The following is a 22,418-nucleotide window of genomic DNA, read 5'->3' as shown; positions in this document are numbered from 1 at the left end:
ATATAACAATAGATATACCAATTTTCAGAATTAAACATGAGTTAAACGTTAATACAACTTTCTGTTAATCACCTTATCCATATAATCCTGATACCACGCTTTTGCAATCTCCTGCCCTTTTTGAGCTTCCGGATTGCTTTTCAGCTGATCCATAAGATTTTTTTCTAAGCCTAAATCTGATTTATCAAAGATTCCTACTACATTTTTACCATCAAAACGATAAATATAATTCCCGATAATGAACTGCTCCACTCCTCCGTCTGAGTTGGCAATGATGGCAGGATATTTTTTATCGCTTACCAAACTTCTTCCCCAGCTTCTAATTCTTTTATTATAGCCGATAAGATCAGCTAAAGTTGGATAAATATCAATTTGCTGTGCTTCTTCAGTATTTACACCTTTTAAATTATATTCCGGATTTGGAGAATACAAAATAATTGGAACAGCGAAACGATTCATCGCTTTTTGATATTCCGGATAATAAATTTCGTTGGTATGATCTCCCGTGAAAACAAAAATAGTATTGTTGAACCAAGGTTGTTTTTTAGCGGTTTCAAAATATTTTTTAATTGAATAATCAGTGTATTGCATTGGTTCATGCATCTGATTCGTTCCTTTTTTAAATTTACCTTTATATTTTTCAGGAATTTTGAATGGATGGTGAGAAGAAGCCGTGAAAACTGTCGCCATAAAAGGTTGCTTTTTTCCTACATTTTTAGCAAAATACTGTAAAAATGGTTCATCCCAAATTGCCCACATTCCGTCGAAATCTTCATCATGATTGTATTCTGTTTTTCCAAAATAATGTTTAAAACCCAAAATATTTCCAAAGCCTAAAAAGCCCATTGATCCATTCGGAGCACCGTGATAGAAAGAAGTATCGTAACCCAGATCATTACAAATTGAAACAATGGACTGTATTTTTTGATTTGAATATGGTGAACTCGTAAAAGCATCCGTTAAACTCGGAATTCCTGCCAAAACGCTGCTCATTCCGTGAATAGACTGCCTTCCATTCGCAAAAGTATTAGGAAAAATCAAACTTTGACCCGCCAGACTATCAAGAAACGGTGTGTAAGAAACGTAATCTTTTATCTTCGTATTTTGATTAAAAGCGCCTATATATTCCCTACTTAATGATTCAACAATAAAAATGACGATGTTAGGTTTGTTGGCAACTTTTCTATCGTAAATTTTATAAGGCTGAATATTTTCATTAATAAATTTTTCATCTACAAAATGAACTTCCTTAAAACTATTCGTATTTAATGTCCTGAAAAACGAAAAAGTACTGTTCAAAACAAGATTTCCCTGTGACGGAATTTTCACAAAACGGTTTGCATCCACCAAATTAATCGGTCTTGTACTATGTTTGAAATCTCCACGGATTCCTCCAACGCACAAAACAGCCGTTAAACAAAGTGTAACAACGGATAAAATAAAGTAAGGAACCAATTTTATTGGCTTACGTTCATCAATTTTCACTTTTTTGTAAAGGAAAATCCAAAGCCACATCAAAACGACAAACCAAATTAAAATAAAAGGATTTTGAACGATGGAAGCCGTAAAAACTTTAAAAATATTAGACTCGTGTTGCGCCACCTGAAATGCCGCCGAAGTTAATCTTGTCTGCGCAAATTTAAAGTAAACAAAATCACCAAAATTCATCGCATAGGCAATTCCGTTTGTTATAAAATACAGCCAGAAAAGTACTTTTTGATAGACTTTCTTGGTATTAATAATAATTGGAACCAAACTCAGCAGAATAAACAGCGCATTCACATATAAAATTGCTGTTGTATCAAACGCAATCCCATGAAATGCCAGACCGAAATAATCCGACACAGAATCAACTTTTATCAGTTCTTTATTAAAGTACCAAAATAAAAATCTTGCAATCTGATAAAAAAAGTATGCTAAAAAAATCCGGTATAAAAGTACCAGAACTTCCTGTTTTCTAAATTCTTTAAAAAATTTCATTCGGCAAATTTACATCAAAATCGTATTAATGCATTTTTTAGTGCATAAAATTTTGAGTTAGAATTTTCAAAAACAGTAATTTTGCGATTATGAATTTCATTAAAAATAATCTTGCCAATGCATTAACGCTGGCTAATCTATTTGCAGGTTGCGTGGGTGCCATTCATCTTATTTTAGGTGATTATCAGACGACTGCGATCTGTTTAATTCTTTCTTCAATATTCGATTTTTTTGACGGATTTGTTTCCAGAGCTTTAAAATCAAACTCAAATTTGGGTCTTCAACTGGATTCACTTGCCGATATGGTGAGTTTTGGAGTGATTCCCGGATTGACGATGTATAAAGCATTAGAGCCTTTCGGAACTGAGTTATTAGGACTTCATCTCCCTTTTGAGATCAAATATTTCGGGTTGCTTGTTACTGTTTTCTCTTGTTTAAGACTGGCAATTTTCAATCTGGATGAAGAACAACGCTATTATTTTAAAGGATTAAATACACCAACCAATACTGTTTTGCTTTTTGGCCTGTATTATGCATTTAAAGAAACCAATTATTTCAGTTTTCTTTTCGAAAATGAATTATTATTGATTCTCTTAACCATCCTTACTTCATGGCTGTTGATCAGTCCGATAAAAATGATGGCGATGAAATTCAAATCAAAAAAGATTCAGGACAATTATGCTAAAATTGTATTAATTGTTGGCGGAATTGCCATCTTAGCGATATTTCAGATCGTCGGAATTCCGATGCTTGTAATTTATTATATCTTAGTATCATTAGTATTTCAAAAAGAACTTAGCTAAATTAGAAGCTAGATTTTTGAGATAAATCTCACATTAACCTATTATCAAATTAAAAAAATGAATTTAAAACTGCATAAACCTCTTTGTATTTTTGACCTTGAAACAACAGGAACGAACATTGCTAAAGACAGAATCGTTGAAATCTGTATCTTAAAAGTAAATCCTGACGCTTCAAGAGAAAGCAAAACGTGGAAAGTAAATCCTGAAATGCCGATTCCTGTAGAATCCAGCCAAATTCACGGAATTTATGATGAAGATGTAAAAGATGCTCCAACGTTCAAAGAGATTGCATCAAAAGTAATGGAAATGATCTCAGGAGCGGATTTGGGAGGATTTAATTCTAACAGATTTGATGTTCCTTTGTTGGCAGAAGAACTTTTGAGAGCAGAACTTGATTTTGATTTAAGCAAATTCAAACTTGTTGATGCACAAACTATTTTCCATAAAAAAGAACCTAGAAATTTAGGAGCAGCTTATCAATTCTATTGTGGAAAAACTCTTGAAAATGCGCACTCGGCTGAGGCTGATGTGATGGCAACTTTCGAAGTTTTAGATGCTCAGATTGGAAAATATGACGATATTCCGAATGAAATTGCTCCTTTAAGTGAATTTACATTCCATAATAAGAATGCAGATCTTGCAGGTTTCATTGGTTTAAATGATAAAATGGAACCGGTTTTCAATTTCGGAAAATATAAAGGTCAGGGTGTAAAAGCGGTTTTCCAAAAGGATCTTGGCTATTTCGGATGGCTTCAAAATGCTGATTTCCCGCTTTACACAAAGAAGGTTTTCACTAAAATACAATTGTCAGGTAAATTCTAAAATATGTCAGAATTAGTTAAGTTTAAATTTTATGAAACTGCTCTTGAAGCCAATAGAGACAAACAAATCTTGGCCGAAAATGAAATCAACAGTTTCATCGCGAATGAACAGCTTATTCAATCCGATTGGTTGCTTTCGCAGGCTGTTGGAGGAATTCAGTTACAGGTTTTTGAAGAAGATCTGGAAAAAGCCAATCAAATTCTGAGCGATTATAAAGAAAATGAAAAGGTTTCGCTGGAAGTAGAACATACGATTGCAGATCCTAAATTTGATTTTGTGTGCCCAAAATGTGGTTCAAATCATATTTACAGAGATGATAGTGCCACCAGCTTTTTTGGAGTTTCGCTTTTAACGAGTCATAAATTCATTTGCTATTATTGCGAGAATGAGTTTACGCATTAGAAATAAAAATATGTTAAATTTTAAACCATTAAGATTTCATTAAGAGGTTAAGAGTATTAAGAGATTGCTTCGTTCCTCGCAATGACAAAAGGGTTTTGAAAAGAAGAAAATAGTATGAAAATTATCTGCATAGGAAGAAATTACGGTGAACACGCGAAAGAATTAGGAAACGAAATTCCTGAAAAACCGGTTATTTTTATGAAGCCTGATACGGCTGTTTTGAAAGGAAATGATTTCTATATTCCTGAGTTTTCAAATGACGTTCACTATGAATTGGAAGTTGTTCTGAAAATTTCAAAAGGTGGAAAATACATCCAGAAAGAAACGGCTCATAAACATTATGAGGAAATCGGGTTGGGAATTGATTTCACGGCAAGAGATCTTCAAAGCGAATTAAAGTCTAAAGGTCTTCCATGGGAGCTTGCCAAAGGTTTTGACGGTTCGGCAGTGGTTGGAAATTTCTTTAAAAAAGAGAATTATAATCATGAAGGTGTTCAATTTTCATTATTAAAAAATAAAGAAAAAGTTCAGGACGGAAATACAAAAGATATGATCTTTTCATTTGATGATATTATTGCATTTGCTTCTCAATATTTCACTTTAAGAGTTGGTGACCTTATTTTCACAGGTACTCCAAAAGGCGTTGGAAAAGTTGATGAAAATGATATTCTGGAAGCTTATCTTGAAGATGAAAAAATCCTAGACATCCGAATATTATAAGTAATTTAACATAAAAATTGGCATAATTTTTCTATCTTTAGTAAACAAAATTAAAGGTTATGATAAATATTGTACTGCCCGTAGATTTTGGGGATAAAACAGATCAGCTTGTAGATGGAGCTGTAAAATTTGCAAAAGAACTCAACGGTAAAATTTTTCTAATTCATGTTGCACCTTCAGATATTGGTTTTGCCATCGGAGATATGGGATTCCAGTATTTTCCTGAAGTTGAAGCTAATGAAATAAGAGAAGAGTTGGTTCAGCTGAATAAAATAGAACAAAGAATTATTGCTCAAAATGTAGAATGCGAGCATCTTTTGAAACAAGGGATCGCGAAAGATATTATTTTAGAGTATTCTAAAGAAAAAAATGCAAACTACATCGTAATGGGCTCTCACGGAAGAAGCGGAATTTATGATGTCTTTGTAGGAAGTTTAACCAAAGGACTGACGAAAGATTCTCACATTCCTGTTTTGGTGCTTCCGATCCACGAAACACACTAAATTTTAATCGTTACCCATAAAAAAACCGACCAAACACATATGTTTTGATCGGTTTTTTACTATATAACCAATTAATTAACCTTCTTTTTTGTAGATCGTAGGATCATAATAAGGGTTTTTACCCTCAGTTGGAGAATAGTAGTCTTTATCTTTATCACCACCTAGTGTTGCCACTAATACATAACACCAATACGTGAACAGTACGCAGCAAACAGTAAATAAGATCCAGTTTAAAACATTTCCGAAAGTGTCAAAAAAGCCGAAAGACCATTTGAAAACTTTGCTTAAGAATAGAAAGAAAGACGTCATTATTTTCCTTTTTTAAATTAACTTTGTACAAATTTATAAAAAATGTTTAAATTACTTTCAAAAGAAAGCAATATTTTTTCAATTCCTGTTTATATTGGTTTTCTTCTTTTAATCGTAATCGTATTTAACATCCTGAATTTCAATACAAATGAAGCCATTATTGCCGGAATAACTTTTTTGGGAATTGCTTTGGCATATTTCTGTTTTCATAGCATTGCGCTTAATTATCAGACACATTTGCCTTTATTCTTATATACATTTTTTATATTTGGACTTTATCCCGGGAACTTAGACATCGGAATTGCCGTTGCGCTTCTTACCAATTCGTTCCTTCTTTTGCTTTTAACAAGTACCGATGAAGACACTCGAAAAAAATCTTATGTGTTGGTAGGTTCCATCGTTGCATTAAACTTTATTTTTCTGCCGACAACGTGGCCGATGGCGGTTTTTGTGATCATTCACGTGATTGCTACTTCGCAGAGAATTGTTTTAAATATTTTCAGGTTTATTTTAGGAGTTATATTAATCGCGTTCAGTTATTTTTCCATTATGTTTTTCGTTGGATTTACTTCTTGGAATATCGATTATTTCCCATTTGGAAAGATGAAGATAATAACAGATTACACGGAACTTTTTCCTTTAATTCCGATCGCATTAATGCTGATTTATGCAGTGTACGACCATTTTCAAAATTATAATAAAAAGAGCCCGATAAGCAGGTATAAATACACTTTTCTACTTGTGTTTTCATTGGCACAGCTGGTTACTATTATTCTTTATATGAATAAAAGTTATGAATATTTATTACTCCTGGCATTTCCTGCAAGTATTATTTTGAGCAGGATGCTGAAGTTTTTACCTAAATATTGGATGCAGGAAGTAAGCTTATGGCTTCTCCTTATTAGTTTAGTTACCTTTAAAGCGGGAACTTATTTTGATTTATTTTAAAAAAAATTATGATTCAGATAGACGAAAAATTGATTTCCGAGGATATATTTTCCGAAGAATTTGTTTGCAACCTTAGCAAATGCAAGGGTGCATGTTGTGTGGAAGGAGATGTAGGAGCTCCGTTAGATAAAGATGAGCTGGAAATTTTAGATTCAATTTTTGATAAAATAAAGCCCTACCTTACTCCGGAAGGAATTAAAGCTCTTGAAGAGCAGGGAACATGGACGACCGATCCTGCTGATGGGATGTACGTAACGCCAATGGTTGAAGACCGTGAGTGCGCTTATGTTACCTATGATATAAGAGGAATTACAAAATGTGGAATTGAAAAGGCCTACGAAGATGGCGCTGTAGATTGGCAAAAACCAATTTCATGTCACCTATACCCTATTCGTGTTACAGAATACTCTGCGTTTACTGCTTTGAATTATCATGAATGGAACGTTTGCAGCGATGCCTGTACGCTAGGAAAAGAACTTCAGGTTCCTGTTTATAAATTCCTGAAAACTCCATTAATAAGAAAGTATGGAGAAGAATTCTACGAAGTTCTGAGCGAAGCCGCAGACGAATGGAAAAAAGAATACGGAAACTAAAAAAATAAAAACCGCGAATCATTGATTTGCGGTTTTTTTTATCTTTAAAAATTAAATATTTCTATTTAAAATCTGCATCTGTAACACCAGAATTGATCACAACTTTAGTCGTTTTGATCGTGATTTTCTGACCTTTTCCTTCTGCTTCGATCTCAGACGGGAATTGAACACCATCTACCGTCATATAGCTCTTAATTGTAGCCGAACCTTCATCAGAAGTTGATTTATGTAATAAAGAAGTAGAAGCATCGAAATAATACTTTCCTTTATCTGAAGCTAAAACATTATAATCTTTACCGTCAATTTTCTCAATTGTAACCGTTGGAAATTTAGAAGCTTCATATCCTAATGCATCAATTGTTTTGCTTTTTTTAAGTTCAGCAACTTTATCTGCAGGAATGTCATTTTTCTGCCCCATTTGGTCGAAATATCCTTTCTCACCGTCAAAAAGCTGAGTCATAGTTTGTCCCATTACGGATTGTACAGATTTGAACTTATTCCCCATCTTCTTTGTGGTCATAGAAATTTCCATTCCCTGTACAGAAAGAGTATTGTCTGTAATTGTAGTTTTTACAGCCTCTAATTTATCTTTTCCACCCAAAGCTTTCAGATAATTATCGATCACTTCTTTAGATGTTAATTTTGATTTTACGGCTTCCGTTTTAGCGGAAGCAACAGTTGTTTTTTGCGCAGCTACTGAGGTGGAAAAAAACACGGCACAGAAAAACGGGATGATGATCTTTTTCATATATAAGTTAGTTTATAATGCGTAAATATATGAATATTGAATGATATAAAGTAATTCGAACCAAAAAACAAAACCACCAAAATAATTTGGTGGTTTTAAAATATTTATAGAAAATAAATTATTTCTTAAGTTCTTCCAAAAACTCGTCGTGAGAGATTGCAGTTTCTTTTTTAGATGCTTTTTCAAGAATTACATCTTTCAATTTAGTCATTGCAACTTCAGAAGAGATTTGTCTTACCTGCTCTTGGTCTTTCAACATTTCAACAGCATATTTTTGGATCTCCTCGTCTCCTAGGTGGTGAATTCCGTAGATCGCCAATTGGTTTCTTACTAATTGCTCAGCTTGCGCTAAAACATCAGCATAATCCAACTGAATTTCGTTATCAGACATCAATTTACCTTCGATGATCTGGTAGCTTAATTGCTTTTTCTCAGTTTCAAGGATTTGTTTAGCCTGCTCTTCAGACTGGATGTTCTGGTTAGAGAATACCAACCATTTTACCAAGAAAGCTTCAGGAAGTTTTACTTCTTCTTTCTCTGTAATTTGCTCTAATACTTTGTTTACAAAGTGTACATCAGCATTTTGTTGGAAGTATTCGTCTAATTCAGACTTCACTTTTTCTTTAAGCTCGTCTTCAGACTTGATTGTATCTGCTCCGTAAACTTTATCGAAAAGTTCTTGGTTAAGCTCAGCCAAGTTTAAAGAATAGAAATCTTTTACTTTAACCTCAACTTCGTTGTGGTGTAAGTGCTCAACTTCTTCTTTGCTGAATCCTAATTCTTTAGCTAATTCTTCGTCACCAGCAAGAGTTTCTTTAGAAACCTTTACAGATCCGTCCATTTTCAAAGCTTTTACCAATTTGAAAGCTTCTTTGTTTTCAGCTGTAATGGTAACGTTCTTTGGTTGGTGGTGGTGCTCACCTTCAGCACCTTCTTCAACAACCTGAGAAATTTCTAAAGCGATGTAAGAATCTTTAGTGATTTTATCTTGAGGAACCTGCTCAGCGAAACGCTTCTGCATGTTTTCAATACTCTTGTTGATTTCTTTTTCAGAAGCTTCTACTTTGTAGTGAGGCGCTTCATATTTAGCTAGATCTATTGTGAATTCAGGCTCGTACCCTACTTCAAAAGCAACTTCCAATTTTTCTGCGTTATGATTGAAATCATTTACAGGCTGAGGAACAGGCTGGCCAACTAATCTTAACTTGTTATCATTAACATAGCCGTTTAAAGCATCAGAAACTTGCTTATTGATCTCTTCGAATGCAATACCTGCTTCATATTGTTTTCTAACCATACTTAAAGGCACTTTTCCTTTTCTGAATCCAGGAACTTGCGCATTTTTAGCATAATTAATCAACTGCTTCTCTACTTTTTCTTTGTAGTCAGATTTTTCCAATGTTACAGTAAGTAATGCACTTACGTCATCATGGTTTTGTGCGGTAACCTTCATTATTGATTAAAATTTTAGGTTGCAAAAATATGAATTTTTTATCAAAATACCCTACTAAAGATAAATTCTTATCCATCAAATATTTATAAATAAAAAACCACTGAAAATTTCAGTGGTTTTATTTTGAAAATTATTATTTAGTTGGTAAGGTTATAGGTAGCCTCAGCATCTGTTTCTCCACCTACTACACTTCCCCATGCAGTTCCGGATTTAGCATCATTTACACTTTCAGGAGCGTGGATAAGGGTTAATTTTAACAATGGTGATGGTGAGTCTACAGTTTTCACTACATCCCATTTTGTTCTAAGACCTACTCTTTTCCCGTCATTTCTAAGATCGTTCCCGTCTAATCTGGTAACAGTGATATTAGATTTAGGAAAATCAAAGATCAAGAAATGTTCATCTTTAGCATCAATAATTTCCTGAGTTGCATCTTCATTTCCGTTTCTGAATTTTGCTACAACCGTATAAGATTTCCCATCCTTCAAAGGAATTGTAGGAATTCCACCTGCTCCGATGCTATAATCGTACGTCAATGTATTTGTAGTTCCATCTTCGGTAACCAACAAAACAATATTGGTAAGCTCTTCCTGAGGTAGATCATCCTCTTCTGCCGAACCGTCTCTCTGACAAGAAACGACAGTGATCGTAATGAATAAAATTGCTAATAATTTGATGATATTTTTAGTATTGAATAGTTTGTTCATTTTTAAGAATTTTAAAATTGTAAAATTTTGATTAAATAAATTTTTGAAATCTCTAGAATTTATATCTAAAGTTTAAAATAAAGTTTCTTCCTGCCTCATCCGCGAAGAATCTCAGACGATTCAAATAATCTCTGTACGAAGTGTTGAAAAGATTATTCACGGTAAGTCCCGCAGAAAGATTTTTGCTGATATTGATCCCCGTTTGGATGTTCCAAAGTGAATATCCGTTTGGCGGCGTACTGAAATCGATCTCTTTATCCACCAATTGTCCGTCCACATAAATTTCCAACGGAGCATTTCTGACTGGAAATCTGGTTTGTTTTAAAGAGGTTTGATTTTCAACCGTGAAATAGAAGTTATTCCATTTTTCTTTTTTGAACTGTATCGCATTCGAAAAATTCGGAGGCATCATTAAGATCAACGGTTCGTTGTTGGTTTCGTCCTGTCCGTGAACATAACTTCCTTTTCCAACATAAGTAAGATCGTCTGTAAGTCTCCAATTGATATCCAAATCTACACCATACATTTTGGCATCGATCTGTTGATATTGCCATTCCGGAAATACCCCTCTAATCGTCCCTTTGATACCAACCGGAACTTCATTAATGAAATTTTTAGTGATGAAAAAATAAGGGTTTACAGAAATATTAAGACCTCTCAAAACATTGAATTTTGAATCTACCGTCAAATTAAACTGATGTCCCTGTTCGTTTTTCAATGCCATATCTCCGGTTTCAATGATTCCCGCAGAATGGTGTAATCCGTCGGAGAATAATTCCGCAACGTTTGGAGATCTGCCCACTTTTGCATAATTAAATTTCAGATCAAAATTAGAGCTTGGACGATATTCCAAACCTGCATTGAAAGAAACATTGTTATAATTAAGCTGAGGACGCGTCAAAACTCTGTTCTGATCTGTCTTCACATAAAATTGAGGAAAACTGTCTGCATATAAATTCTCCCAATCACTTTTGTCGTACCATTTGGTAACATCATAGCGTGTGAAATCATATCTAGCTCCTGCTTCAAAATTAAAATCAGAAGAAATTTTATATTTAAAAACAGAATAAAATCCTGCGGCATATTTATCATAATTAGGAATCAAACGTCTTGCTTTTGTCGCAGGATCTGAATAATTGTTTTGAAAACTGGCATCAATACCCGTTTCCAGAGACCATTTTTCTCTTTCCAATAAATCATTAAGGTTAAACTGATGCGTCATCAATTCCAGATCCAGAGAAGGCGTATCGTTTAATTCTCCTCTTCTGATGTCATATTCCTGTCTGTGATTGTACTGATAACTATAAGTCGCTGAAAGTTTTCCGATATTTTCAAATCTTTTGAAAGCCGAAACTTTTGCAATATGATGCTCAATAAGTTGTCTCGGATTATCAATATCATAACTGAATTTTCCCGAATAAATAGGCGGATTGGCATTCATCGCTCTGTCATAATCACCCGAAGTAGCAACGTGTGAATCTCTCAGAATCCCAATATTCTGGTTCGTTAAATAATAATCAAATGAAATTCCTTTTTCATAAGAGTTATTCTGAACCGTAAAATTAAAGGAAGAAAAATCCATTCCCGTATTTTTTAGATTATAGTCGGGAGCGCTTTGGTCGCCCAATTTTTTGATGCTTCCGCCTGACTTTACAGCCCAACCGTTTTTCCAAACCTTGGCAACATCTACATCCAATCCCAAACCTCGTCCGTTGGAAATTCCGGTAAGACCTACAGAACCTTTGATGGTATCTTTTTTAGGAAAAATTTCAGGTTCCATTACTACGACTCCGCCGACGGCATCACTTCCGTATTTCAATGCAGAAGCACCTTTGATGACATCAATATGTTGAAAATTATTAATATCAACATTCGGTGCGTGTTCTACTCCCCATTCCTGTTCGGCCAGTTTTACTCCATTATTTAAAATGGCAATTCTGCTTCCGTAAAGCCCGTGAATAATAGGTTTTGAGATATTATTTCCGGTTTTTAATGCCGTAACTCCCGAGATTTTAGATAATAAATTCCCCAGATTTTCTGTAGAATTTCTTTCTATATCTGTTTTATCAAGGGTTTTTATAATTAAGGAACCATTTTTTTTGTGATTTCCGTGTATGGTCACGGTTTCAATGTCCTGAACATGATGTTCGAGGGTTATTGCTACATGCATATCCTGAGCAACTGCTATATTTTCAGTATAATCATTACAATCAGGATGTTTAGCAATGAGTATATATTTCCCTGCAGGAATTTTTTCAAAAGAAAATTTTCCTTTTTTATCTGTTTTGGCTGTAAAATCACCAATTTTCACCACCGCATTTTCCAGCAAGGTTTTATCATGAAAATCCTGAACAACACCCTCTACAGTATAGGTTTTTTGTGCGTTTGAAAATGCAAATCCACAAAGGATCAACATTAAACTATATATCAATTTCATTGTAAATAGATAGATTTCGTACTCTTAAAAAAGTACATTTTCGTAAAAAATGTGAAATTTATGGCTGATTAATCTTCGTTAAAGTAAAACTGGTAATGATGATCATTAAAAAATCCTATACTAATTATCCCGCCCTTTCGGGTCTACATTATCATCTATCTTTCTTTCACCGGGTTTCACCCGATGCTATTATTATTTCGCCACTTCGTGGCTGATTAAGATAAATTTAAAAGGAAAATAGCATCAATTTTAAAGCTAAACTTTAACCCATTAAAGCCAAAAAAGAATCTAAAAAACTATGAAATTGTGGGTGGACCCCGAAGTTGAAAAGTGAATTTAGTCTGAGACCAGATTTTTTCCTGAACAGCAATAATTAATTCTACTTCGTGCGTATAATGCTCAAAAGTAAAGTTAAATTCGTCAGGAACCAAAGTATGTCCTGTAGCTAAGAAATGACAAGCCAAACAATCGCCAGCTTTTTCTTTCACTACATTATTTGAAATCTTATTTTCCGTTTTTTTAAAACTAAAATTTTTAAAAACTTCTTCGGAGCTGTGATTGTGAAAATTTTGAAAAAACAGCGCAATAAAGTATATCCCAAACAATAGCTTGGAAATAAAACTCTTCAGATTTCTGCTTTCTTTAAAAATCATCTTTCAAAAATATGAATAATAATTTAAAACTTAGATTAAAGTTTTATTAATATGCTTTGTGAAACTGTCTAGAATATGTCGTTATGATTGCAGTTTTGTTACAAAAATTTTGAAATATTGATCTTTAAAATTCTTTGAAAAGATCATCATCAATGATTTTGTTTTGCATTTAGTTTGCCATTCCGTAGGAATCCTGACTCAGTTTTAAAATTTATAATACTTTGCTGAGATTCCTACGGAATGACAAACCAAACGGTTATATTTCTTAATACAATTAATCCAATTGAGAACCCAAATACTCCCATTCCTGTAGAGCTGCATCCAATTCTTCCTTAGTTTTATTATATTTTTCTAAAGTTTCCTCTGATGGGTTTTCCTTGGTGAAGGTAGCTTCCATTTCTTCGACTTTGGTTTCAAGCTCAGAAATTTTTTCTTCTACTTTCTTTAATTTATTCTGAATATTTTTTTGTTCTTTACTTACGATCTGAGATTTTTCCTCAACTTTTGGTTTTGGAACTTCTTTTACCTCAACTTTCACATCATCAGCGTGAAGTTTTGCTTTTTCAGCAGAGATTTCTCTGATACTTTCTTTTTGTCTGAATTCAAGATACTCGTTAATGTCGCCTAGGAATTCCTTCATTTTACCATCACGGAATTCGTAGATTTTGTCACAAAGTCCCTGTAAAAATTCTCTGTCGTGAGAAATTACTATCAATGTTCCTTCAAATTTCTGTAAAGCCAGTTTAATAATCTCCTTAGACTGAATATCCAAGTGATTGGTAGGCTCATCCATAATCAACGTGTTGAAAGGGCGTAACAACAATTTACAAAGTGCCAGACGGTTTCTTTCTCCCCCTGAAAGTACTTTTGTTTTTTTCGTTACTGCCTCTCCCTGAAATAAGAAAGATCCTAATAAATCTCTTACTCTAGGTCTGGTTTCTTCTGTTGCAGCATCTTCTGCTTCTTCTAAAACGGTTTTATTTGGCGTTAAAACTTCTTCCTGATTTTGGGCAAAATACCCGATATTTACATTGTGACCTAAATTCCAAGTTCCTGTGTAATCTGTAATTTCACCGGAAAGAATTTTTGCCAACGTTGTTTTTCCCTGTCCGTTCTGCCCTAGAAGGGCAATCCTGTCTCCACGCTGTACGATAAAGTCTACGTCATCAAAGATTTGCTTCTTTCCGTAAGCTTTTCCTAATTTTTCAGCTTCAAAATTTACTTTTCCGGGAACAACAGACTGTACGAAACGGATATTGAATTTTGAAACGTCATCGTTTTCTACTTCAATACGTTCAACTTTTTCCAGTTTCTTGATCAAAGACTGGGCAAAAGATGCTTTAGAAGCACTTGCACGGAATTTATTGATCAGTTCTTCTGTATGTTTAATTTCTGCATCCTGATTCTTTTTAGCCTGAATCAGTTTTTCTTTTCTGTCTTTTCTAAGCTCAAGATATTTGGTGTAATCAGCTTTATAATCGTCAACTTTTTTGTTGTTAACGTCAAAAGTTCTGTTACAAACCGCTGTCATAAACTGCTTATCGTGACTTACCAGAACAATCGCTCCGGGATAATCTTTTAAGAAGTTTTCAAGCCAGATAATGGATTCCATATCCAAGTGGTTGGTAGGCTCATCCAGAAGCATCACATCATTCTTTTGAAGAAGAAGTTTTGCCAATTCAATTCTCATTCTCCAACCTCCGGAAAATTCATCCGTTATTTTTTGAAAATCATCCGCTTTAAAACCTAATCCAAACAATACCTTTTCTACATCACCCTCCAAGTTATAGGCATCGTGGTGCATTAAGATATCATTAAGCTCCGTCATTTTGTTGATCAGATCTGTATAACCGTCACTTTCGTAATCAGTTCTGATGGTCATTTGATGGTTTACTTCTTCAAGTTCATTTTTCCAAGCATTGATTTGCTCAAAAGCCTGCAATGTTTCATCCCAAACGGTTCTTCCTTTCACAAAATCAAGATCCTGTTTCAGGAAACCAATCGTAATGTTACCATCCGGCACTACACTCCCCTCGTAGAAAGTAATTTCTCCGGAAAGCATTTTCAATAAAGTGGATTTTCCCGCTCCATTTTTACCAACCAAACCAATTTTATCATCCTTTTTAATGGTGAAATTAACGTTTTGAAACAGATAGTTTCCCGAATGATGTAATCCTAGACCTTGAACCGAAAGCATGTAATGATGTAATTAAGAATTAATACTGAATATTTTTCGGGTGCAAAAATACGGAAAAAGAAATGAATAGCCCAGAAATAAAAAAAGCCATTCAATTTGAACAGCCTTGCATTAATCTAAAAACTTATAGGAACTTTATTTTTTATCATTAAAAAAATGATTCTTTTTTGAAAAAAAGAGCTGCCCACCACAGACAGCTCACACCTAAATTTAAAACTGAAAAAGTACTAACATTTATTATAAAATCTTATTTAATTAAAATAGATCGGCTCCAGTTATCATTATTCGGAATGTTGCCTTCATAGGCGTAATCCGTAAGAACATCGTGTTCTAAAAAATGAATTTCTTTCTGAAGCTTTGATTCTCCTGCATTGGCATGCTTTATCGTGGCACTGCCGGGAACGTTAAGACTATCATTAAGCATTTCAACAAAAATTTCGTCTTCTGTTCTCAATAATAAAGCCTTTTCATACAAACCGAAGTTAGAAGAAAAATGAGTATAATTCACAAATCGCTCATAATTATAAACCGGCTTTAGATTAAGAGAAAGATCTTTAACATATTTCTCCAACTCATCAGAAAATGACAGTAAAAACTGGTGAATTTTAGGATCAATCTCAAAATTTGACTCATCAAAATCTGTATTAAAAACAGGTTGAAAAGCATTGGTTTCTGTCAACATTAATTTTCCGTAAACTTTCGGAAGATCATTGTAAACCAAATCTCTTTTCACATAAGCCTGAGAAAAAAAGTCTCCAGAATCTATCTGATAATTATCTAAAAGTGCTTCCCAAATTTTATTACCTTCACTATCCGTTGCTGTATTTTTCACATTCGAAACATAAGCATCAACCTCATCTTTAATCACAAAATCATGTGAAACATAGACCGATTGCGGACCTTCTAAATATCCTCCACCTACGTCTGCATGGGCGCCGGGAACAAAAACCTCTTTCCAAACTGAATTTCCTGTTTCTGATTTTGAATCTTCCATACTTTTTGAATCTTCAAAAAAGCCTGTCAGCGGAAAAAAGTATCGGCATTCATTGACCGCGCATAACTGTAAAGCTCTTTCAACACCAGGAAGAAGACTTACGTTATAATCATTAAAAGGAGTAGATTCTACCGTATCAAAAACTCCTAAAAATTTAACTTTAAAATTTCCTGATATTTTGGGGTTTTGCTTTAATAATTCATAGCAAAAGTTTCTCGCCAACATAGATCCTCTACTGAATCCATAAACATAAAAATGATATTCTTTCGTTTTATCCAACGTTACCTCATCTACAAAAGCATTTGCTTTCGCCAATTTATCATCTGAAGCATATCCAGTGAACCGATAAGGATTTCTACAGGTTACCATCGCAAAATCGCTATCCTCTGCTCCTGTTACCGTTCCAACTCCTTCAACGTAAATTTTCTTATTTCCATTGAAAAGTTGATATAATTTATAAACATTGGTTATATTATTATGATAGCTTTCGTTCTTACTTTGTGGCTTCTGAGGAGAAGTTGCATTAAGCCCGTTGTTTCCTGTTCCATCGAAAAAAATTCCAATAGAAATTATATCATTTTCCATCTTTATTGTTTTTTTAATTGAATTATTCAGGAAAAATTTAATGCTGAAAAAAACTTTTCAAATACCTTAAAAACCTCTCTGAATAACACTTTCAAAATAACATCGAAATGAAATAAAATGCTACAGTAGAAAACACCAAATAAAAAATTCCGTATTTCTACGGAATCAAATTCTTTCTAGTGAATAAATATTGTTGATGATGGCATAAATAACGATGCCGACCGTATTTTTGGCTCCAATTTTTTCTAAAACTCGCTGTCTGTGGCTTTCAACCGTTCTTGGACTGATGAATAGTTTTTCAGCAATTTCGTTGTTGGTATGTTCCTGACAGATCAATTTAACCACATCTTTTTCGCGCTCAGAAAGTTCATCATCCATTTCGAACAATGATTTTTTCTTGCTGGAACTGTTCATGTAAGAGAACAGCATCTGATGATCTTCAGAAGTGAAGAAAACACCGTTTTTATAGACCATTGTTATGGCATCAATAAAGGTTTTTCTGTCGGAATTTTTAGGTAAAAATGCAGAAACTCCAAGCTTTACCATATATCCTAAAATCGAGCTTTTGTAATGAGAAGAAAGGATAATTATTTTGAGATCGGGATGTTTTTCCTTCAAAATTTCAACCAATTCGAATCCGTTCATTGGTTGCATTTGCACGTCTACCAATGCAATATCGGGAAATTCTTCTTTCGATAAAGTTTCTAAACTTTCGATAAAAAGAGGTCCGTTGTTACACGTTAAGGATACTGAAATATTTTTTTCTGTTGACAATAGCATTTTCACCCCTTCGAGGATCAGTTGTTCGTCATCAATTAGCGCTATTTTGATTTGCGGATTCATCGTTACATGGAATTTTAATAATTAAACGGCTTCCTTTATTTAAAACATTCTTCCATTTATGGAGAGCATTCATGGATTTTATTCTGGACTCAATATTTTTAATCCCCATTCCTTTTTTTACGGCATCATACTCAAAACTTTGTCCGTTATCAGAAATTACTATACTCAGATTTTTCTGATTATCTTTAATATAAATCCAGATTCTCGTAGCTTCAGAATGTTTCAGAACATTGGTTGTAAACTCCTGAATAATCCTGTACACCTGCACTTCAATGAAAATATTTTTCTTTTCAAATTTGGAGCTTACATTTAATGAGATATTAACTCGATTGGCCAAATTGTTTATTAATTCTTCAATATATAAGACCAATCCGACCGATTCCAAATTTACGGGATATAATGAATGGGAAATGCTTCTGGCAGAATCTATCAAGGAAGACATCTGACCGGAAATATTTTTCTTAATTAATTCATCACCTTTTGTGTCGAGATTATTCAGCCATAAAGAAAGAATATTCAAACGGTTTCCGATGTCATCATGAATCATTACCGCAATTCTTTTTCTTTCTTCTTCCTGCGCTTTTATATTTTCTAAAACCAGTCTTTTCTGATGAAGAACTTCCGCTTCATGCTGCGCATTTTTTTCTTTAATAATTCTATCAATGAAAAATTTATACGCCAGTAAAACGAAAACAACAATGATCAGCAAAACGACAATCAAAGTGATAAAAAAGCTGATATTTAAGGTTATTTCTTTAATTTTAAAAAGGTATAAATGATTGATATATAAAGGAAACAGCACAGAATATTATTCATTCCCCAGATCATATAAACTTCGTCATTAGAAAATGATTTCAACTGACGCAGCATGAAGAATATAAACACCGAAACAGCATAATAAAGGAAAATAAAAGCATCCACCAATATAAATCTGTCATTATTGGTTTCGCTTTTTCTGATCTCCGTTAAGAGTGAATATCCTGCAAAACAGATCACTACAATATTTGAAACAACTTTCTTTAGCTCATTTATTTCCGGAATGTTTACAAAGAAAAAGCAGCCAATCAAAATAACGATCGGAATGTACCAATACTTGGATAGGTTAGACTTCCTTATAAACAAACTTCCCAGCAGAAACAACTCGCCGGATACGTAAAGAGGATACAGGAAATCTATATTTTTTAATTTAAAAATATAGATCGAAATTTTAATCGCAGCTTCTATTAAAAAAAGAAAAATGATATAATAAACATACCATTTTTCCGTGTTTTTTAAACGCTTAAATTTTATAAGTCCTATAAGCGCACTAATAAAAAGAAAACTGTTATTAAAATAAAGTATTACTTTAAAAGCATCCTCCATTTAATTTATTTTTTACTTGATTTTTTTTAAATATTACAAATTGGCGGGCACGGTTGTGACCAGTCATAAGTATTCGAAATTGTTTGAACACTACTTCCATTATTTTCTAAATTCTCCTGATATTGAGAAATAAAGATTAATGTTACAAGTGTTCTCTGGTAGATATCAGAAAACTTCAATCCAAATGAACATACAATTCCTGTCAAATTATCTTTCATCGGCGTAAGGTCTTCTGCCGGAACTAAAAATTTCTTGAAAACTCTCATTCCTTTGAATTCGCTGCACTCCATGTAGAACCAAGTCATTCCTTCAGTTCTCCAAGATTCGATTGCAGCTAATGCTTTATCCTGATCCATGATCGGCACATTTGATACAGGAAGATACATATTAGAATTATGGTCTATATTGCAAAGTTCCTGAGACAACACCGCATTTTTTACTACAATAAATTCCTGTTTTTCCATAAGCGTTAAGTCGCTCTTCAATTCAGCCAGAACACTGTATGGATGATCTGTTACAGGGATTTTAAGTCCATCTTTGTCAAGTGGACAAAGAATCAATACCAATTGATCGCTATACACTCCTATTTCTGTACAGAAATTTTTGTTTTTGTTTGTATTTTTAAGCCAATCAATTTGATCCGGAGTAAGTTCAAAAACAAAATTAGTTGGGATTAATTGTTGAATAACTTGATAATTTGCACAGCAGTTTGCCCAGTCTGCTAATGCCATTTCGTACTGTTCGTTGTTAAAAGTTGTCATAATTTGCATGGTATAATTAGTCGCATAAAATTATATAAATTAAACTACCTGTACAAATATCTCACTAATAATTGAAGATTTATTAACAATTCCCAAGCATAAAAAATAAATTTTGATATTTTGCTTTAATAATTTCTTACAGTAATGTGATAACAGCTTTGTTGCTTTTCTTTGATGTAATAAATTCTGCCTGCATTTACATAATATTTCAGCACCTTTTCCAAAGCGATTTCCATTTTGGGATTATACTTTAAAACATCATTGAAACGAATGTAAGAGATATCGAAAGAATTTCCATAATTATGAGAACTAATCCCTACAGAAGCGTTGGCATTAACTCTTCTTAATCTACATTGATCTTCCAGAGTTCTGGTCATGGATGAAACCGTAAAAGTATGCCCTTTTGTTTCTTTACTGAATCTTGCTCCCATTTTCTCAAGCGTCGCCTTGGCTTTAGAAACCATATAAGCTCTGCTGTAATCTAGTTTTTGAACACGATATCCTTTTCCTGTCTTTTTTATTTTATGAAATTTTCCGTTGCTTATATATTTCTGAACCGTTTTGGAATCTCGAAGCAATTTCACCCCAAAACTTTTTGATGCATCTAAATGAGGTTTGTAAAGAGGAGTTGCTTCCACTTTTAAAACTTCGGTCAAATCATAGCATGGAATTGTCTTTTTTGCAGTTTGAGAATGATAAAAGCTAGAAACAATACACACATAAACCACACACAAAAACTTTTTCATTAAAAAGGCTTTTAAATTTATAAACGAAAAATAAACATTTATGTTATACAATTCAATGATTATACCAAGAATGTTAAATTAATTTCATCATTAAATTCAAAATCAGATTATTAATATCGCAACCATGTTTCACATTCATTTGAAATATTTTAACAATTTTGCTTTTTAGTTTACAATTTTAATTTTAAATTTGATTTACATTAAAATAAACAACATGATAAAAAAACTATTTGCTGAATTTTTCGGCACCTTTTGGCTTGTTTTTGGAGGTTGCGGAAGTGCAATCTTCGCCTCACAAATCGCTCCGGCTTCTAATGGTCAAATGGGAATTCTTTTAGTAGGAGTTGCCTTGGCTTTCGGACTTACTGTTCTTACGATGGCATATGCTGTCGGACACATTTCAGGAGGACATTTTAATCCTGCTGTTTCGTTTGGTTTAGTGGCAGGAGGCAGATTTCCGGCTAAAGATCTACTTCCTTACATTGCCGCTCAGTGTTTGGGTGCTTTATTGGCTGCGGGATGTCTGTACGTCATTTTAAGCGGTTCCGGAACCCCTGATTTTTCCGGGCCGGGAGCTTTTGCCACCAATTTTTATGGTGATGCCGTCTACTTCGGGAAAGGATACTCAATGGGAGCTGCATTTTTAGCAGAATTCTTACTGACAGCATTTTTCCTGATCATCATTATGGGAGCAACCGACAAAGCTGCCGACGGAAAATTTGCAGGAATTGCAATTGGCTTGGGTCTAACATTAATTCACCTGATCTCAATTCCGATCACGAATACTTCCGTAAACCCTGCAAGATCCCTTTCGCAGGCAGTTTTCGTAGGAGGTAATGCAATGTCTCAGCTGTGGTTATTCTTGGCAGCACCGATTTTAGGAGGTGTAGTCGGAGGATTAATTTATAAATTTTTACTGCAACCTGCGGACAAAGTTCCGTTGGGAGATTAAAAAAATACACGTAAAAAAATCCTGTCGTAGTGGCAGGATTTTTTTATTGTCTTTTCTGAAAAGAGATTGATTTTTATTTAAAGTATTCAATAGCCTTATAATTTCCGTCCTGATATTTATCCAGCAATTCTTTTAGGTAATATTTATGCTGTACTCCCGTTAAAATAACGATTTTCTTTCCTTTATATTGATTGGCTTGCTTAATAATATTCAGCGCCATCGTATTGTTTCTCATATCCCAGAAATTGCACCAAAGCTGATATCCATCGCGATATGAAATCTTTTCTCCGTTCGGTTTTGTTACAAACTGACGCGCAAAAATGTCTTCAGAATTAGAAATTTTAGGAATTTCGTGATGCTGAACAAACTGACGGTATCTGTTTACAGTTTCAAAACTTAATGAATTTAAAGTTTTAATATCTGTTTTAGAAAAATCTTTCAAAGCATTATTCGCTTCCATATATTTCTCAAAAATGACCATATTTGTTGGGTTTAATGCCTTTTTTTGATAGAGACTATCCATTAATTTTATGGTCAGATTATCTGTAGGAACCATTCCGTGATCTTTTCGGTATTGATTTCTTCCTTCAAATTCGAATGGCAGATTAACTATTTTCGGGTATTTATTTAAATATAATATTGCTGCGCTTACTTCATTAGAGCCTTTAGACATACTTTCTTTTTTGAAATCTTTCATCTGCTCGGTATCAAGTTCTTGCAAGATAACATCAGGTTGTATCTTTTCCAAAATCTCAAAAAGACTCTGAGGATTTAAAATTGGAGATGATGGTTCATGAACCGTTCCCAAAATATAAATTTCTGTTTTCCCTGAATTTTGTGCGTTGTAAAAACAAGATAACAGGATAAAAAGACCTAAAAATAGATTCTTCATTGTATATG

General features: G+C 33.7%; 23 protein-coding genes. 8 read left to right on the top strand and 15 right to left on the bottom strand.

The annotated features are described in order from the left end of the window. Positions 1-48: 48 nt before the first annotated feature. Positions 49-1,980: an LTA synthase family protein gene (locus SB689_RS11045; protein WP_410692197.1), complete on the bottom strand. Its 1,932-nt coding sequence runs from the start codon at positions 1,978-1,980 to the stop codon at positions 49-51. An 89-nt stretch (positions 1,981-2,069) separates the two neighbouring features. Between SB689_RS11045 and SB689_RS11040 the strand changes: the two genes are divergently transcribed. From SB689_RS11040 to SB689_RS11020, 5 genes are all read left to right on the top strand, one after another. Then, positions 2,070-2,783, top strand: a complete 714-nt coding sequence (locus SB689_RS11040; RefSeq protein WP_066755338.1) for a CDP-alcohol phosphatidyltransferase family protein — start codon at positions 2,070-2,072, stop codon at positions 2,781-2,783. A 57-nt stretch (positions 2,784-2,840) separates the two neighbouring features. Continuing rightward, entirely contained in the window at positions 2,841-3,605 is a 765-nt protein-coding gene (locus SB689_RS11035) for a 3'-5' exonuclease (protein WP_066755336.1), read from the top strand. 3 nt (positions 3,606-3,608) lie between these two features. Continuing rightward, the gene (locus tag SB689_RS11030; protein WP_410692195.1) at positions 3,609-4,007 is read left to right on the top strand and encodes a putative signal transducing protein; all 399 of its coding nucleotides are present in this window, start codon (positions 3,609-3,611) and stop codon (positions 4,005-4,007) included. A gap of 114 nt (positions 4,008-4,121) precedes the next feature. Next, entirely contained in the window at positions 4,122-4,727 is a 606-nt protein-coding gene (locus tag SB689_RS11025; RefSeq protein ID WP_410692193.1) for a fumarylacetoacetate hydrolase family protein, read from the top strand. A 59-nt stretch (positions 4,728-4,786) separates the two neighbouring features. Next, on the top strand, positions 4,787-5,230 hold the full coding sequence (locus SB689_RS11020) for a universal stress protein (protein ID WP_410692191.1): 444 nt from the start codon (positions 4,787-4,789) through the stop codon (positions 5,228-5,230). A 75-nt stretch (positions 5,231-5,305) separates the two neighbouring features. Here SB689_RS11020 and SB689_RS11015 read toward each other — a convergent pair whose 3' ends face one another. Then, a complete protein-coding gene (locus tag SB689_RS11015; protein WP_072407826.1) occupies positions 5,306-5,539 on the bottom strand; it encodes a DUF6341 family protein in 234 nt (77 codons plus the stop codon). Positions 5,540-5,581: 42 nt separating this feature from the next. On the opposite strand from SB689_RS11015, the gene SB689_RS11010 reads away from it, so the two are divergent. Together SB689_RS11010 and SB689_RS11005 are read left to right on the top strand one after the other, a co-directional pair. Continuing rightward, the gene (locus SB689_RS11010; protein WP_410692189.1) at positions 5,582-6,487 is read left to right on the top strand and encodes a DUF6427 family protein; all 906 of its coding nucleotides are present in this window, start codon (positions 5,582-5,584) and stop codon (positions 6,485-6,487) included. Between the two features lie 8 nt (positions 6,488-6,495). Then, positions 6,496-7,080, top strand: coding sequence for a DUF3109 family protein (locus SB689_RS11005; RefSeq protein ID WP_410692187.1), 585 nt, complete (start codon positions 6,496-6,498; stop codon positions 7,078-7,080). Between the two features lie 61 nt (positions 7,081-7,141). On the opposite strand, the gene SB689_RS11000 is transcribed toward SB689_RS11005, so the two are convergent. The 12 genes from SB689_RS11000 to SB689_RS10945 all read right to left on the bottom strand — a co-directional run bounded on the left by SB689_RS11000 (position 7,142) and on the right by SB689_RS10945 (position 20,566). Then, a complete protein-coding gene (locus tag SB689_RS11000; protein WP_410692185.1) occupies positions 7,142-7,828 on the bottom strand; it encodes a hypothetical protein in 687 nt (228 codons plus the stop codon). A 118-nt stretch (positions 7,829-7,946) separates the two neighbouring features. Further along, entirely contained in the window at positions 7,947-9,281 is a 1,335-nt protein-coding gene (locus tag SB689_RS10995; protein WP_410692183.1) for a trigger factor, read from the bottom strand. A 137-nt stretch (positions 9,282-9,418) separates the two neighbouring features. Beyond that, positions 9,419-9,988, bottom strand: coding sequence for a hypothetical protein (locus SB689_RS10990; protein WP_410692181.1), 570 nt, complete (start codon positions 9,986-9,988; stop codon positions 9,419-9,421). A gap of 52 nt (positions 9,989-10,040) precedes the next feature. After that, complete coding sequence (locus SB689_RS10985) at positions 10,041-12,425, bottom strand: TonB-dependent receptor (RefSeq protein WP_410692179.1); 2,385 nt, start codon at positions 12,423-12,425, stop codon at positions 10,041-10,043. A gap of 296 nt (positions 12,426-12,721) precedes the next feature. Continuing rightward, positions 12,722-12,913, bottom strand: a complete 192-nt coding sequence (locus SB689_RS10980; protein WP_410692177.1) for a hypothetical protein — start codon at positions 12,911-12,913, stop codon at positions 12,722-12,724. A gap of 439 nt (positions 12,914-13,352) precedes the next feature. Beyond that, entirely contained in the window at positions 13,353-15,275 is a 1,923-nt protein-coding gene (abc-f, locus tag SB689_RS10975) for a ribosomal protection-like ABC-F family protein (RefSeq protein WP_123980364.1), read from the bottom strand. Between the two features lie 247 nt (positions 15,276-15,522). Next, the gene (locus tag SB689_RS10970; RefSeq protein ID WP_410692175.1) at positions 15,523-16,854 is read right to left on the bottom strand and encodes a T6SS phospholipase effector Tle1-like catalytic domain-containing protein; all 1,332 of its coding nucleotides are present in this window, start codon (positions 16,852-16,854) and stop codon (positions 15,523-15,525) included. A gap of 165 nt (positions 16,855-17,019) precedes the next feature. After that, positions 17,020-17,697 carry a response regulator transcription factor gene (locus SB689_RS10965; protein WP_410692174.1) on the bottom strand — a complete coding sequence of 226 codons (678 nt, stop codon included), beginning with the start codon at positions 17,695-17,697 and terminating at the stop codon, positions 17,020-17,022. After that, positions 17,666-18,499 carry a sensor histidine kinase gene (locus SB689_RS10960; protein WP_410692173.1) on the bottom strand — a complete coding sequence of 278 codons (834 nt, stop codon included), beginning with the start codon at positions 18,497-18,499 and terminating at the stop codon, positions 17,666-17,668. The genes SB689_RS10965 and SB689_RS10960 overlap by 32 nt, the downstream gene beginning before the upstream one ends. Next, positions 18,445-19,059 carry a hypothetical protein gene (locus SB689_RS10955; protein ID WP_410692172.1) on the bottom strand — a complete coding sequence of 205 codons (615 nt, stop codon included), beginning with the start codon at positions 19,057-19,059 and terminating at the stop codon, positions 18,445-18,447. Before SB689_RS10955 ends, SB689_RS10960 begins: the two co-directional genes overlap by 55 nt. A gap of 26 nt (positions 19,060-19,085) precedes the next feature. Beyond that, the gene (locus tag SB689_RS10950) at positions 19,086-19,820 is read right to left on the bottom strand and encodes a hypothetical protein (RefSeq protein ID WP_410692171.1); all 735 of its coding nucleotides are present in this window, start codon (positions 19,818-19,820) and stop codon (positions 19,086-19,088) included. A 125-nt stretch (positions 19,821-19,945) separates the two neighbouring features. Next, positions 19,946-20,566, bottom strand: coding sequence for a DUF5715 family protein (locus SB689_RS10945; protein WP_410692170.1), 621 nt, complete (start codon positions 20,564-20,566; stop codon positions 19,946-19,948). A 217-nt stretch (positions 20,567-20,783) separates the two neighbouring features. Here SB689_RS10945 and aqpZ point away from each other — a divergent pair, with 217 nt between their 5' ends. Next, positions 20,784-21,518 carry an aquaporin Z gene (gene aqpZ, locus SB689_RS10940; protein WP_410692678.1) on the top strand — a complete coding sequence of 245 codons (735 nt, stop codon included), beginning with the start codon at positions 20,784-20,786 and terminating at the stop codon, positions 21,516-21,518. A 73-nt stretch (positions 21,519-21,591) separates the two neighbouring features. Here the strand turns inward: aqpZ and SB689_RS10935 are convergent, their stop codons facing one another. Continuing rightward, positions 21,592-22,410 (bottom strand): hypothetical protein, encoded by an 819-nt coding sequence (locus SB689_RS10935; RefSeq protein WP_410692169.1) that lies wholly within the window; start codon positions 22,408-22,410, stop codon positions 21,592-21,594. Positions 22,411-22,418: the final 8 nt, after the last annotated feature.

The organism is Chryseobacterium sp. SIMBA_038 (assembly GCF_046535115.1).
In the GTDB taxonomy this organism is placed as follows: Bacteria; Bacteroidota; Bacteroidia; order Flavobacteriales; family Weeksellaceae; genus Chryseobacterium.
The sequence above is the reverse complement of the archived record's forward strand: the minus strand, read 5'-3'. Positions and strand labels throughout refer to the sequence as shown.